General features: G+C 73.3%; 11 protein-coding genes. 6 read left to right on the forward strand and 5 right to left on the reverse strand.

Features of this window, described 5'->3' with window-relative positions; all coding sequences use genetic code 11:
- Nucleotides 1-5: 5 nt before the first annotated feature.
- Both pknB and ABD297_RS15910 read right to left on the reverse strand, forming a co-directional pair.
- Nucleotides 6-1,997: a Stk1 family PASTA domain-containing Ser/Thr kinase gene (pknB, locus tag ABD297_RS15905; RefSeq protein WP_344256017.1), complete on the reverse strand. Its 1,992-nt coding sequence runs from the start codon at nt 1,995-1,997 to the stop codon at nt 6-8.
- Between the two features lie 108 nt (nt 1,998-2,105).
- Nucleotides 2,106-3,050 carry a lytic transglycosylase domain-containing protein gene (locus ABD297_RS15910; RefSeq protein WP_344256018.1) on the reverse strand — a complete coding sequence of 315 codons (945 nt, stop codon included), beginning with the start codon at nt 3,048-3,050 and terminating at the stop codon, nt 2,106-2,108.
- Between the two features lie 520 nt (nt 3,051-3,570).
- Here ABD297_RS15910 and ABD297_RS15915 point away from each other — a divergent pair.
- Nucleotides 3,571-3,897: an Rv2175c family DNA-binding protein gene (locus ABD297_RS15915; protein WP_344256107.1), complete on the forward strand. Its 327-nt coding sequence runs from the start codon at nt 3,571-3,573 to the stop codon at nt 3,895-3,897.
- 127 nt (nt 3,898-4,024) lie between these two features.
- On the opposite strand, the gene ABD297_RS15920 is transcribed toward ABD297_RS15915, so the two are convergent.
- Nucleotides 4,025-5,119: a polyprenyl synthetase family protein gene (locus ABD297_RS15920; protein WP_344256019.1), complete on the reverse strand. Its 1,095-nt coding sequence runs from the start codon at nt 5,117-5,119 to the stop codon at nt 4,025-4,027.
- 107 nt (nt 5,120-5,226) lie between these two features.
- Here ABD297_RS15920 and metF point away from each other — a divergent pair, with 107 nt between their 5' ends.
- Nucleotides 5,227-6,135 carry a methylenetetrahydrofolate reductase [NAD(P)H] gene (gene metF / locus ABD297_RS15925; protein ID WP_344256020.1) on the forward strand — a complete coding sequence of 303 codons (909 nt, stop codon included), beginning with the start codon at nt 5,227-5,229 and terminating at the stop codon, nt 6,133-6,135.
- Nucleotides 6,136-6,243: 108 nt separating this feature from the next.
- Here the strand turns inward: metF and ABD297_RS15930 are convergent, their stop codons facing one another.
- On the reverse strand, nt 6,244-6,795 hold the full coding sequence (locus tag ABD297_RS15930; RefSeq protein WP_344256022.1) for a hypothetical protein: 552 nt from the start codon (nt 6,793-6,795) through the stop codon (nt 6,244-6,246).
- 143 nt (nt 6,796-6,938) lie between these two features.
- Nucleotides 6,939-7,643: a DUF4126 domain-containing protein gene (locus ABD297_RS15935; protein WP_344256023.1), complete on the reverse strand. Its 705-nt coding sequence runs from the start codon at nt 7,641-7,643 to the stop codon at nt 6,939-6,941.
- 513 nt (nt 7,644-8,156) lie between these two features.
- On the opposite strand from ABD297_RS15935, the gene ABD297_RS15940 reads away from it, so the two are divergent.
- From ABD297_RS15940 to ABD297_RS15955, 4 genes are all read left to right on the forward strand, one after another.
- Nucleotides 8,157-8,495: a DUF6504 family protein gene (locus ABD297_RS15940; protein WP_425581180.1), complete on the forward strand. Its 339-nt coding sequence runs from the start codon at nt 8,157-8,159 to the stop codon at nt 8,493-8,495.
- 33 nt (nt 8,496-8,528) lie between these two features.
- Nucleotides 8,529-8,981, forward strand: a complete 453-nt coding sequence (locus tag ABD297_RS15945) for an SAV_6107 family HEPN domain-containing protein (RefSeq protein WP_344256025.1) — start codon at nt 8,529-8,531, stop codon at nt 8,979-8,981.
- Between the two features lie 110 nt (nt 8,982-9,091).
- A complete protein-coding gene (locus ABD297_RS15950) occupies nt 9,092-13,012 on the forward strand; it encodes a DNA polymerase III subunit alpha (RefSeq protein WP_425581183.1) in 3,921 nt (1,306 codons plus the stop codon).
- 63 nt (nt 13,013-13,075) lie between these two features.
- Nucleotides 13,076-13,840 (forward strand): class I SAM-dependent methyltransferase, encoded by a 765-nt coding sequence (locus ABD297_RS15955; RefSeq protein ID WP_344256027.1) that lies wholly within the window; start codon nt 13,076-13,078, stop codon nt 13,838-13,840.
- The last annotated feature ends 34 nt before the right edge of the window (nt 13,841-13,874 follow it).

Raw genomic sequence — 13,874 nt, forward strand, 5'->3', positions numbered from 1 at the left:
GAGCCTCAGACGACGGTCAGGACGATCGTGCTGCCCTTCGGCGCCGAGTCCCCACCGTTGACGCTCTGGTGCTGCACGAGGTCGAGGACGGGCCCGAAGAGGCCGGCCTCCTTCTTGACGGTGAAGCCGAGGTCGGTCAGCGCCTTCTCGGCGTCCGCGGACGAGCGGCCGACGACGTTGGGCACCGGCACCATGACGGGACCCTTGGAGACGACGAGCTTGACCGGGTCGCCCTGGTGGAGCGTGCCCTTGTCGGGGGACTGCGAGACGACCTGGCCGGCCGGGACGGTGTCGCTGTTGACGTCGTCGCCCCGCTGGACCGTGAGCCCGGCCTTGGTGAGGGTGGCCGAGGCGGCGTCGAAGGCTGCGCCCGTGACGGTGGGGACCTCGATGGGGCGACGGCCCTTGGAGACGACGACGGAGACGGCGGTGTTGCGCTTGACCGACGCCCCGGGTGCCGGGTCCTGGGAGATGACCACACCCTCGGGCACCGTCTCGCTCCAGGCCTTCGACGTGTCCCCGAGCCGGAGGGTCAGGGGGGACAGGGCGGTGCCCGTGTCGCCGACCTTGACCCCGACGAGCGTCGGGACGGCATACCGCTCCTTGCCCTTGGAGACGACGACGCGCACCGTCGAGTCCTTGCCGAGGTGGCTGCCCACGCCCGGCTCGACGCGCAGCACGACGCCCTGCGCCTTGGCCTCGGAGAACTCCTCGACGGTGTCCATCGACAGGGACGCCTGCTGCAGCTGGCCCTCGGCCTGGGAGAGCTGCTCGCCGACGACGGCCGGCACGATGGTCGAGCCGCCCGGACCGGCCGTGAACCACCACCCGCCGAACGCGCCGCCACCCACGACGAGCAGGGCCGCGAGCCAGAGCAGCCAGCGTCGCCGTCCCTTCTCGCCTCTCGCCCGGTCGATGGGCATGGCTGCCGTGTGCTCCAGCTCCGGGCCGTCGTCGTGGACGGGCAGGCCGGCGAGGGCAGGACGTCCGACGTCGGTCGGACGCGTGCGCTGGCGCTCCGGCGCGGCGGCAGCCGTGGAGCGCGGGGACGGGTCGACGGGGACGAGCCGAGTCGTCGAGGAGACGGGGGCGAGGACTGCCGTGCCGCTGGGGCCGGGGCCCGCACCGCGTCGGTCCAGCTCGCCCGCGGACAGGCCGCGACGCACCTCGCGCAGCGCGGTGACGAAGGCCGTGGCGGAATCGAAGCGGTCGTCCGGCTCGACGGCGGTCGCGCGGGCGACCAGGTCGTCGAGCACGCCCGGGACGGTGGGCACGAGCGAGGAGGGTGCGACGATCGAGCCGTGGACGTGGTTGTACGCGATCTGGATCGGTGTCGTGCCCGTGACGGCCTTGCTCCCGGTGAGCATCTCGAAGAGCAGCAGGCCCGCGGCATACACGTCGCTGCGGGTGTCGGCGACGCCGCGCTCGACCTGCTCCGGGGAGAGGTAGGAGACGGTGCCGAGCAGCACCCCGGTCTGGCTCGTCGTCGCCTGGTTGGTGATGGCGCGGGCGAGGCCGAAGTCCGCGACCTTGACCTCGCCGTCGCGGCGCACGATGACGTTCTCCGGCTTGACGTCCCGGTGGATCATGCCGGCCGCGTGCGCCGCGCGCAGCGCCAGCAGGATGGGTTCGAGGATCGCGAGCGACTCGCGTGCCGTGAGCGGCGCCTCCTCGTGGATGACGTCGCGCAGGGTCTTGCCGGCGATGAGCTCCATCGCGAGGAAGACCTCTCCGTCGTCCTCACCCTGGTCGTAGACGGCCACGACGTTGGGGTGGCTGAGGCGTGCGGCCGACCGGGCCTCGGCGCGGAAGCGCTCGACGAAGACGTCGTCGGTGGCGAGCCCCGGGCGCATGATCTTCAGCGCCACCTCCCGGTCGAGGCGTCCGTCCAGCGCGACGTAGACGGAGGCCATGCCTCCGTCTGCGAGGTGGGAGAGGATGCGGTACCTGCCGTCGATCACCCGACCGACGAGGGCGTCCGCCACGCTGGACGTCACGGAGCGAAGTTTACGGGCTGATCCCCGGCAACCCGTGCAGGCCAGCCGGGGCGGCCCGCCGCCCGCGCACGGTGGCGCCGGCGGCCGGGCGGTGGCCCTGCGGACCGCTCAGAGGCGGTCGTACTCGGCGAGCACGATGGCGACGTACTTCTTCGTGTCGTCGTACATGCCCTTGGTCCGCACCGAGTAGAGGCCCTGGTAGTAGCCGGCGATGGCCTGCTCGCGGGAGTCGGCGGTGGCCAGGAGCGACCGGATGATGAGCACGCCGCCCGTGACGTTGTCCTGGGTGTCGAAGCGGTCCAGCGTGCGACCGGCGAGCTGCGAGGCCCACGTCTCGGAGACGGGCATGAGCTGCATGACGCCCACGGCGTTCGTGTAGGACACGGCTCGCTGGTACCACCCGGACTCGACCCAGGCGATGGCGAGCGCCAGCTTGGGGTCCACGCCGTTGCGGGTCGCCGTCGCGCGGATCATCGCCATGGTGTCGGTGCGGCTGGGCACGCTCATGGCGGCGAGCTTCGCCTTGCTCTCGGCGACGGCCTGAGCGGTCTTGCTGGGGTACTGGTAGCCGGGCGGGGGAGTCGGGGCCGGGGACGGCGTGCTCGGCGTGGCCGAGGAGCTCGCCGCCGGCACGGTGATCCGCTGCCCGACGAAGATGACCGTCGAGCTGCTCATCTTGTTGGCCGCGAGCAGCTTGGTCAGCGACACCCCGTAGCGCTGGGCGATGGCGCCCATCGTGTCGCCGGAGCGCACGACGTAGACCGCGTCCTTGGGGGAGGACTTCGTCGGCGTGACCGGACCGGGCCTGGGAGCCGTCTTCACCGCGGTGAGGCGGACCGGGACGAGCAGCTTCTGCCCGGGCATGATCAGCGCCCCGCCGCTGCTCAGGCGGTTCTTCTCGACGATCGCCGCGATGGTCGATCGGTGCGCGATGGCGAGGTCCCACAGCGTGTCGCCGGGACGGACCGTGACGGTCTTCCACGGCGTGGTGGCCACGGGGGCGACGGCGGTGTGGGCAGGCAGCGCGAGGGCGGTGACGTCGGCGAAGGGCATGGGGTGAGGAGTCCTTTCCTGGGGCCCGGGCTGAGATCGAGGAGCGTGGAGGGGCGTTCGGAAGGGGTGGCGTGCTGTCGAGAGCGGATCCCGGTCCCGCGGGAGCGTGCGGGGCCGGAGGTGGACAGGTGCGAGGGGTCTGGAGGTGCCTCGTCGTGCTGGGACGTCGCTCTGGGACGCTTGTGAACGAAGTGGCGCCTGTGACGATAGCGCACAATTGAGCACTAAAGTAAAAATACATGCGTGTAATTCACGCTCTCACCCCTGACCGGAGCGCGCCACCCGAGCCATGGCTCCGAGCAGCGGACCCGAACGGAGCCGAGCGGGGGAGTCCGGGGGGGTCCCGGACGGCGGACCCCAGGCGACCCCAGGGGGACGGACCTGCCCGCCGGCGGTGGCAGACTCTTGCTCCGTGAGCGAGACCCCTGCACCGCAGCCCACCCCTTCCACCCAGTCCACCGAGTCGGGCGAGCCCGGCGACGGGACGGCCCCCGACCTCGAGTCGCTCGTCGGCGAGTGGCTGACCGTGCCCGACGCCGCCGAGCGGCTCGGCCTGCAGCTCTCGCAGGTGCGTCAGCTCGTCACCGACCGCGAGGTCCTCGCGGCCCGCATCGGCGAGCGGCGCGTCGTCGCCATCCCCGCGAAGTTCTTCGACGAGGCCGGCCCACGGCCCGAGCTGCGCGGCACCTTCACCGTCCTCGCCGACGGCGGCATGAACGACGACGAGATCATCGAGTGGCTGCACACCCCCGACGCCACCCTGCCTGTCGAGGGCGCGCCCATCGACGCCATGATCGCCGGCCACAAGACCGAGATCCGGCGCCGCGCGCAGGAGCTCGCCTTCTGAGCCGTCGGCGCACGGGCATGGCCTCCTGAGCGAGGGGCGGTCTCACCCGAGCACACCCCAGCCCACCCGTGCCAGCCCGTGAGCGGTCAGGTCACCACTCCGGGCGTATGCCGGGTGGCGCGCTCCGTCAGGACCGGCGCGCCGTGGAGACGGCCACGAGCGCCTCGAGCACGTCGAGGGACGCCGCGTCGTAGGAGCCCGTGTCGCGAGCCCGGTCGACCGCACGGCAGGCGTCGTCGGCCAGGTCGGAGATGAGGCTCTCGACCCGGTCGACGGCTCCGGTGTCGACGAGCACCCGGCGGATCGACTCGACGCCGTCCAGCTCCAGGTCGTCGCGGCCGAGCAGGCTCTCGACGACGTCGCGCTGGGACTCGGACGCCGCATCGAGGGCGTGCGCGACGAGGACCGTGCGCTTGCCCTCGCGCAGGTCGTCGCCGGCGGGCTTGCCGGTCGCGTCGGGGTCCCCGAAGACGCCGAGCAGGTCGTCGCGCAGCTGGAAGGCCTCGCCGAGCGCCAGGCCGTAGTCCGACAGGGGCGCCAGCGAGCCGTCGGGGGCGCCACCCACGAGCGCACCGATGAGCAGGGGGTGCTCGATGGTGTACTTCGCGCTCTTGAAACGGATCACCTTGCGGGCCGAGGCGATCCGGGCGTCGAGGTCGAGACCGTCCCAGCCGCGGGCCGACTCCAGCAGGTCGAGGAACTGGCCGCCCATCAGCTGCGTGCGCATGGAGTCGAAGAGCTGCCGACCCCGGGCGAGCTCCTCACCGGGCAGCCCGCACGTGGCATACAGCTCGTCGCACCAGGTCAGGCACAGGTCGCCGGCGAGGATCGCGGTGCCCTCACCGAACCGGTCGGCGTCGCCCGCCCAGCCGCGCTGCTGGTGCAGCGAGGCGACGGCGCGGTGCGCGGACGGCATACCTCGTCGGGTGTCGCTGCGGTCCATGACGTCGTCGTGGAGCAGGGCAGCGCCCTGGAAGAACTCCATGCTCGCGGCGAGGCGCACGAGCGCGTCGGAGTCGGCGCCACCGGCGGCGCGGTAGCCCCAGTAGAGGAAGCCGGCCCGCAGCCCCTTGCCGCCCGTCAGCAGTCCCGTGACCGCCGACACGAGCGGGGCCGTCTCGTCGCCGATCGCGGCGAGCGACTGGGTGGCCCCGGCGATCTGCCCGTCGATCGCCTGCTGCACCCGACGGCGCAGCACGTCGAGGTCGGTGGGGGTCTGCACGGGGTCCTCCATCGAGTCGCGGGAATCGTGGTCAGCCTACGCGGCGCCCCGACCGCCCCGTGAACACGCCCATGCGTCGTGGACCTGCTCGGCCTAGGGTGTGCGGCATGGCACACGGCACGGCATCCTCGATGGCGCGGGCGGAACGGTTCACGCGGTCCATCCCGGCGATGATCGAGGCCGACACCCCCACCTTCAGCTTCGAGTTCTTCCCGCCCAAGGACGACGCGTCCGAGGCGCAGCTGTGGGACGCCATCCGGCGCCTCGAGAAGGTCTCGCCGAGCTTCGTCTCGATCACCTACGGCGCCGGCGGCGGCACCCGCGGCCGCACCGTGCGCCTGACCCAGCGCGTCCTCGAGGAGACGTCGCTGACGCCGATGGCGCACCTGACCTGCGTCGGCCACTCCGTCGCCGAGCTGCGCAGCATCGTCGGGTCGTATGCCGCAGCCGGGGTCCGCAACATACTGGCCCTGCGCGGTGACCCCCAGGGGGGCCTCGGCCAGCCCTGGGTCGCCCACCCCGACGGGCTCGACCACGCCGACGAGCTCGTCGCGCTCGTCCGCGGGTTGGGCGACTTCACCGTCGGCGTGGCGGCCTTCCCCGACGGTCACCCCGAGTCCGGCGACATCAGCGAGGACGCCGAGACCCTCATCCGCAAGGAGCGGGCCGGCGCGGAGTTCGCGATCACCCAGATGGTGTTCGACGTCGACAACTACCTGCGGCTGCGCGACGAGCTCGCGCTCCGCGGCTCGCAGCTCCCGGTCGTCCCGGCGATCATGCCGATCACCAACGCACGCCAGGTCGCGCGCATGGCCCAGCTCGCGGGCCAGCCGATGCCGGCGTCGGTCACCGACCGGCTCGAGAGCCACGGCGACGACGCGGAGGGCGTGCGGGCCGAGGGAATGGCCATCGCCACCGAGTCGTCCCGTCGCCTGCTCGACGAGGGCGCTCCCGGCATCCACTTCATCACGATGAACCGTTCGTCGGCGACGCTCGAGGTCTTCGGCAACCTCTGAGCCTCGACCGGACGGCCGGCCGAACGCCGAGGACGACCGGCCCCCAGGGAAGGGCCGGCCGTCCGGTCGGATGGTGCGTGCCGTGAGCGAGCCCAGGTGGTCAGGTGCTCACGTGCTCGAGGGCGTGGTCGCCGTGCCGTTCGGGGAGGTGGGCACCTCACCCTGCTGGGGCTGCTGACCCGACTGGCCCTGCTGGCCCTGGGGGCCGTCGCCGTCGTGGTCACCACCGCGGCCGCCCCCGCCGGGACCACCGCCGGGGCCGCCCTCCTGGACCGCAGTGACGGCGAAGGACGCGTCGACCTTCACCGTGACGTGGGTGCCGTCGGTGCGCACCAGGTGCGCCTCGTAGACGCCGTCCGAGTCGGTCTCGACGCGCTCGATCGTCGCGGTGGGCTCCTTGGCCCTGGCCGCCGCCGTCACCTTGGCGGCCGTGTCGCCCGTGAGCAGCTTCTCGTCCGAGCGCATGGGCTTGGTCGGGTCGGTGTTGCCGTTCATGCCGGAGCCGGCGCGTGCGCCCTCGCCGACCTGCCCGTAGGCGCCGCTCGTCGCCGTGCCGGTGCTGCCCGTCTCGTCCGCGCTGGCGAGGGCTGCGCCGCCGAGCGCGAGGGCCGAGGCGGCCACGATGCCGGCGCCTGCCAGGGCGATGGTCTTGTTCTTCATGCGTCCCACTCCTTCGATGGGCCGGCCTCGTGCCGGCTGTGTCCACCGTCGGCGGCGGCCCTGTGCCCACCCCCTCGTGGGCGTGGGGACCTCCTGTGAAGGCAGGGCGGACCTGTGAGCGGCCTTTCGGCGACCGGGGCGGGTCAGGTCTCCTGGTCGAAGGGTTGCCCCGGTCTGACGTCGGGGCGCGGCGGTGGCGCGGTCCCGGGGTCGGGCGCGGCCCCGGTGGCGGGGCCGCGGCGTCCGGACGGTGCGGAGATGCCGATGCGTTCGCCCCACGCGTCGTAGCGCCGCTTGTAGCGACGGATGCGGCCGGCGAGCTTGTAGACGAGGAAGGCCCCGAGCGCGAGGAGGACGAAGGCGATGGTCGCGGCCAGCCACGGGTGGGCGATGGCGAGGGCGGTGACGCCCGTGACCGTGACGTCCTCGGTGGTGCTGACGAGGACGTTGCTCGCCGGCTCGGGTGAGGTGTTGACGGCAGCGCGCAGGCCGGCCTTGATCCCGTGCGAGATGAGGGCGGTGACACCGCCGGTCGCTGCGCCGACCGCGGCGTCGAGGCTCGCCGTGTCGTGACCGATGAGGTAGCCGATGGTGGCCCCGACCGCCGGCCTGACGACCGTGTGCACGGAGTCCCAGACGGAGTCGACGTAGGGGATCTTGTCGGCGAGCATCTCGACCGCGAAGAGGATCCCGGCGCCGATGAGCACGTCGGTGCGGGCCAGGGCGTTCGGGATCTGGCTGAGGTTGAAGATCTTGTCGGCCAGCCCGAGGACGAGCACGACCGCGTACGCGTTGATGCCGCTGCCCCACCCGGTGGTGAAGGCCATGGGGATGAGCTCGGCGCCCACGACGCTCCTTCGGTCGTGCGCCGGTCGCGGGTGCGCCGGTGCGTCTGCTGCCGGGCCGGACGGCCGAGCACGGGTCCAACGTCCCCGACGCTCCCGCATTCCCACCGGCTGCGCAACGGGGGCGCGCTGTGGCCCGTTGCCGGGCAGCGGAACGGGCCCGATCCGTGAGCGGACAGGACCCCTGCACCTCTCCGTTCGCGGACCGAACCCGTGGCCCCACTCTGCCCGCGGGCGCGGCGGGCGGGCCTGAGCACGGGTACTCAGGTCTGCCCGTTCGAAGTGAAACGGCGGTCCTCGGCCGGGCCTCGGGCGTGTGCCGCGGGCCGGGGCGAGGGGTCTCGTGGACCTTCTTGACACGGTGTCGGCGGCGGGGGTTAGGGTTGTCGTATCGAACAAGTGTTCGAACGAAAATGTCAGTTCAGTCGTCGGTTGGTTGTCGGACCGCTCGTGTGGGGCGCGGGTGGTTCGGGTCGTGATGTCCGGCCTCGACGTGTCCGAGGGAGACGTGTCGTGGTGCGCAGGTTCAGTGACACCGTGCAGGTGAGAGTGCACGAGCGGGAGCAGTCCGAGGTGCCGGCCCGGCCCGAGGCGTTCATCTGGCGAGGCCGTCTCTACGTCGTGCGCGACGTCCTCGGCCAGTGGCGTGAGCGTCGGGCCTGGTGGCACGACGCCCTCGACGCCGACGAGGCGCAGGTGCGTCCCGGCGAGACGCTCGTCGCCGCGGCGAGCGAGCAGCACGTGTGGCGGGTGGAGGCGAGCCCGGGCTGGTCCTTCGCCCCCGGCGTCTACGACCTCGCCCACGACGAGTCCCCGCGCGGCGACCAGTGGTCGCTCGTCCGGGTCGCCGACTGAGGCGCCATGAGACGCGAGAGGAGAGGAACCACCATGACCACCGCCCACGACGTGCGTCGCCCACCCATCTCGGCCGCCGTGCTCGACCTGCTCGAGCGCGGCCGGACGACCCTCGAGTCGGCCTGCCGCACGAGCGACGCGTCCGAGCGCTACCGGGACGCCCACCTCGGAGCCCTGCGCGCCGCCGCAGCCCTCGTCGCCGCCCGCACCGTCCCGGCGCCGCGCTCGCGACCGCGCAGTGTCTGGCAGGTGCTGCCCGGGGTGGCGCCCGAGCTGGGGGAGTGGGCGGCCTTCTTCGCGGCCTGCTCGGCCCACCGGTCGGTCATCGACCGCGGTGGCCACATCGGTGCCCGCGAGGCCGACGACCTGCTGCGGCAGGCCGAGATGTTCCTCGAGATCGTCCAGGACCTGCTCGGCATCCCGCTGACCGTCCCGCTGCCGCAGTCGATCACGCCCGTCTCGAGGAGCCGGGCGACCGGGGCGTGACGACCAGCATGACCACCAGCACCCTGAACACCGTGAGCACTGTGAGCACCGGCGGCACCGGCGGCACCGGCGAGAGCTTCGTGCACCTGCACGTCGCCTCCGGCTACTCCATGCGCTACGGCACGGCGCAGCCGCGCCAGCTCGTCGAGCGGGCGGCCGCGTTCGGGCAACCGGCCCTCGCCCTGACCGACCGCGACGGGCTCTACGGGGCGGTCAAGTTCGTGCGCGCGTGCATGGACCACGACGTCGCCCCCATCCTCGGCGTCGACCTGGCCGTCGGCTCCGAGCAGCCCGAGCGGCGCCGGCCCGTGCGCACCCCGGTGCGCGGGGGCGCGCTCGTCGACCCGCGCCTGCCGCGCGTCACGGTGCTGGCCAGGGGCGGCAGCGGCGGTCTCGCCCCCGGCGAGGGATGGGCGGCGCTCTGCCGCCTCGTCACCGCCACCCACCTGCGCGGCGAGCGCGGCAACCCCGTCGCGACCGCGAGCCTCGTCGCCGAGCACGCCCGCGCCAGGCCCGAGGCGTCCGCAGTCCCAGAGGTTCCCGACCGTCGCGAGGCTCCCGACGAGGCAGGGGGGCGCTCCGCCCGGCGCGGCGGACGGCATACGCCATCGGTGACGGACGGCGGGCCCTCCCGGCTCGTCGTGCTCCTCGGGCCCGACTCCGACGTCGGCCGCGCGGTGCTCGCCAAGAGGCGCGACCACGCCCGCGCGGCCCTCGAGCGCTGGGTCGGCCTGCTCCCGCGCGGCGCCGTCGTCGTCGAGGTCGTGTGCCACGGCGGACCGGAGCACCAGCCCGGGAGCCTCGGACAGGCCGCCCGCATGCTCGCGCTGGCCCGCGAGGTCGGCGTGCCGAGCGTCATCACGGCAGCGGTGCGCCACACCGACCCGCAGGACGCGGCCGTCGTCGACGTGCTCGACGCCGCCCGTCGGCTCGTCGCCCTCGACGCCCGCCACCTCGACCGCGTCACGACGGCCGGGCACCTCTCGCCCACGCCCCTCATGCACGCCCTCGCCCTCGACGTCGTGCAGGTCTCCGGACCGGGCCTCGTCGGCGGCGGCGCGCTGGCGCGCGAGCAGGCGCGCGAGCTGCTCGCGCGCACCACGGCGCTCGCCACCGAGTGCGTCCAGGACCCGCGCGCCGACCTCGGCATCGGCTCGGTGCACCTGCCCGAGCCGGGCGTCCTCGGCATCCGGCCGGGCACCAACCCGCACCGGGTCCTCGCGCGCCGGTGCCGCGAGTCGATCCCGGCCCGCTACCCCGGTCGCACCGAGAGTGAGCTGGTCGCCGTCAGCGACCGGCTCGAGGACGAGCTCGGCGTCATCGAGACCCTCGGCTACGCGACCTACTTCCTCACCGTCGCCCAGGTCTGCGACCTCATCCGCGAGATGGGGGTCCGGGTCGCGGCGCGCGGATCCGGGGCCGGGTCGCTCGTCAACTACCTCCTCGGCATCTCCGGGGTCGACCCGATGCGGCACGGGCTGCTCATGGAGCGCTTCTGCTCGCCGCTGCGCGCCGAGCTGCCCGACATCGACATCGACGTCGAGTCCGCCCGGCGCACCGAGATCTACGAGCGCATCCTCGAGCACTTCGGGGGTGACCGCGTCACGTGCGTCTCGATGATGGACACCTACCGGGTGCGCCACGCGATCCGCGACGCCGGCGCCGCGCTCGGGCTGCCGCCGCCCGAGGTCGACGCGATGGCCAAGGCCTTCCCGCACATCGCCGCCCGCAACGTGCGCAACGCCCTCGCCGAGCTGCCCGAGCTGCGGGCGAGCGGCCTCGACGTGCCTCGCCTGCAGCTGATGTTCGACATCGTCGAGCGGCTCGACGGACTGCCCCGGCACATCGCCCTGCACCCCTGCGGGGTCGTGCTGTCCGACTCCGTCCTGCTCGACCGCACGCCCGTCGAGGCGAGCTGGCTCGGCTTCCCGATGAGCCAGTTCGACAAGGACGACGTCGAGGAGATGGGCCTGCTCAAGCTCGACGTGCTCGGCATCCGCATGCAGTCCGCGATGGCCCACGCGATCGAGGAGGTCGAGCGCGTCGACGGCGAGCACGTCGACCTCGACGACGAGAGCCAGGTGCCCTTCGACGACGAGCCGACCTTCGAGCTCGTCCGGTCGACGAAGACCCTCGGCTGCTTCCAGATCGAGAGCCCCGGGCAGCGGGAGCTCATCGGCAAGTTCGGGCCGCGCACCTTCGACGACCTCATCATCGACATCTCGCTCTTCCGGCCCGGGCCGGTCAAGAGCGACATGATCATCCCCTTCCTCAACGCGAGGCAGGGGTGGAAGGACCCCTCCTACCTCCACCCGACCCTCGTGCCCGCGCTCGAGGAGACCGAGGGCGTCGTCGTCTTCCACGAGCAGGTGCTGATGATCGTCGCCGAGACGACCGGCGTCACCCTGGCCCAGGCCGACGAGGTGCGCCGGGCGCTCGGCACGCCCGACGGGCAGAAGCGGATCGAGGCCTGGTGGCGGCCCGCGGCCCGTGACCGCGGCTACGCCCCAGACGTCGCCGACAAGATCTGGGAGGTCCTCAAGGCCTTCGCGTCCTTCGGCTTCTGCAAGGCCCACGCCGCCGCGTTCGCGCTGCCGACCTACCAGTCGGCATGGCTCAAGACGCACCACCCGGCCGCCTTCCTCGCCGGCGTGCTCACGCACGACCCGGGGATGTACCCCAAGCGACTCATCCTCGACGACGCCCGCACCTTCGGCATCGCCATCCTCGGGCTCGACGTCAACGTCTCGACCGGGGCCTACCGCTTCGAGCGCACCGACGACGGCGGCGAGGCCATCCGCCTCTCGCTCGCGGACGTCCACGGCATCAGCGAGGCCGAGGTCGCGCAGATCGTCGCCGGCCAGCCCTACTCCAGCCTCTCCGACTTCTGGCAGCGAGCCCACGTCTCCCGCCCGATCGCCGAGAAGCTCGTGCTCGCAGGCGGTTTCGACGCCCTGCACGACATCCACCTCGGCGGCCCGTCCCGGCTCGACGAGAGCAGTCCCGGTGTCGTGGGCCGCGCCGGGGCCGGCCTCGGGCGTCGTGGACGGGTCACGCGGCGCGACCTGCTGCTCCACGTCGCCGAGCTCGACCGCTGGTCGTCCTCGCAGCGGTCGACGCGCCGGACCTCACGGGTCTCGGCCGCGAGCCGGTCCTCGGGCTCGACGCGGGGGCGGGTCACGTCCGTCTCGGCCACCGGTGACATCCGGGCCCTCGCGGCCGCGCAGTCCCAGGCCTCCGCCGGCGCGCCACAGCACCTCGCCACGCAGCTGACGCTCGACCTCGGCGACACCCCACGCCTGTCAGCGACGAGCGGGCTGCCCGAGATGACCGGGCCCGAGCAGGTCCGGGCCGAGCTCGAGGTGCTCGGCCTCGACGCGAGCGGGCACGTCATCGACTTCTACGCGCCGCTGCTCGACGCGCTCGGGGTCACCCGGGCGCGTGACCTGCTCACCGGACGCAGCGGACGTGAGGTCCTCGTGGCGGGGGTCAAGGTCGCCACCCAGACCCCACCGATCCGTACGGGCCGCCGCGTCGTCTTCCTGACCCTCGACGACGCCACCGGCCCGGCGGACCTCACCTTCTTCGAGGACGTCCAGGGCCCGTATGCCGCCACCGTCTTCCACTCGTGGCTGCTGCTCTGCCGCGGCGTCGTGCGACGCACCGGCCCGCGCGGCGTCTCGATCCGGGCGACCGGCGCGTGGGAGCTCTCGGCGCTGCAGGACGCATGGACCTCCGGCGGCATCACCACCGTCCGCGAGACGCTCGAGGCCGCCGACGCGGCGGCGTGGGAGCGTGCCGGCGCACTCGCCGGGCCCGACGGGGCGCCGGCGGGAGTCGGCGAGGGGCCTGACGGCCGCCGCGTGCTCGTCCACGCGTCCGGTTTCAAGCAGTCGCCGTACGCCGACATCAAGCCGGCCGGGGACGACATCCGGGGTCCTCGCGGCACGAGCGGGCTCGTGCCCACCGAGACCGTCGGTGGGCCGCCACGCAAGCTGTGGCACGCGAGCCCGGGAAGCTCGGGGCACTAGGGTGAGGACGCACACGCACCCCACGCGGCACCACGCGTACCACGTTCCCAGACGGAGGATCCCGTGCCCGACGAGCAGCGCCCCCAGCGACGTGGAGGGCACCGTCCCTCGGCCGTCGTCTCTGCCGTGGGTCGCATCGCCGACGAGTGCGGCGCCCGGCTCGGCCGACCGCTCGAGGTGCTCGACCTCGGTGGCGGCACCGGTGGCGTCGCCGTCCCGCTCGCCGAGGCCGGGCACCACGTCACCGTCGTCGACCCCAGCCCCGACGCGCTCGCCTCGCTCGGGCGTCGAGCCCGAGAGGCCGGCATCGTCGACCGCATCACCGCCGTCCAGGGCGACGGCGACTCCCTCGACTCCGTCCTCGCCGGCCGTCACGTCGACCTCGCCTGCTGCCACGGCACGCTCGAGTTCGTCGACGACCCCGCCGCCACGCTCCACGCCATCGCGCAGGCCCTGGGGGAGGGCGGCGTCCTCTCCCTGCTCGTCTCCGGTCGGCTGTCGGTCGTCTTCGCCAAAGCCATCGCCGGTGAGTTCGGACAGGCCCGGGCCGCCCTCGTCGACCCGTCCGGCCGGTGGGGGAGCACCGACCCCCTCCCGCGTCGCTTCGACGTCGACCAGCTCGAGACCCTGCTCGCCGACGCCGGCTTCACCGACGTCCGGGTCCGGGGCACCAACATCCTCGGGCACCTCGTGCCCGCCTCGCTCATCGACTCCGAGGCCGACCGCGCCGCCCTCGCCGAGCTCGACGAGCTGCTCGTCTCCGGCCCCGGACGCGACTTCCTCCGCACCCTCGGAAATGCCCTCCACGTCGTGGCCCGTCGCGACTGACCCCGGCGCGACCGACCCGGTGCCGGCGAGCGCC

The organism is Terrabacter carboxydivorans (genome assembly GCF_039532035.1).
Taxonomy (GTDB): domain Bacteria; phylum Actinomycetota; class Actinomycetes; order Actinomycetales; family Dermatophilaceae; genus Terrabacter; species Terrabacter carboxydivorans.

Excerpts from the sequence above, each read along its gene's own strand:
- ABD297_RS15910 (WP_344256018.1), bottom strand. The coding sequence starts at position 3,050 with ATGCCCTTCGCCGACGTCACCGCCCTCGCGCTGCCTGCCCACACCGCC.
- metF (WP_344256020.1), top strand. The coding sequence starts at position 5,227 with ATGGCACACGGCACGGCATCCTCGATGGCGCGGGCGGAACGGTTCACG.
- ABD297_RS15930 (WP_344256022.1), bottom strand. The coding sequence starts at position 6,795 with ATGAAGAACAAGACCATCGCCCTGGCAGGCGCCGGCATCGTGGCCGCC.
- ABD297_RS15945 (WP_344256025.1), top strand. The coding sequence starts at position 8,529 with ATGACCACCGCCCACGACGTGCGTCGCCCACCCATCTCGGCCGCCGTG.
- ABD297_RS15950 (WP_425581183.1), top strand. The coding sequence starts at position 9,092 with ATGCGCTACGGCACGGCGCAGCCGCGCCAGCTCGTCGAGCGGGCGGCC.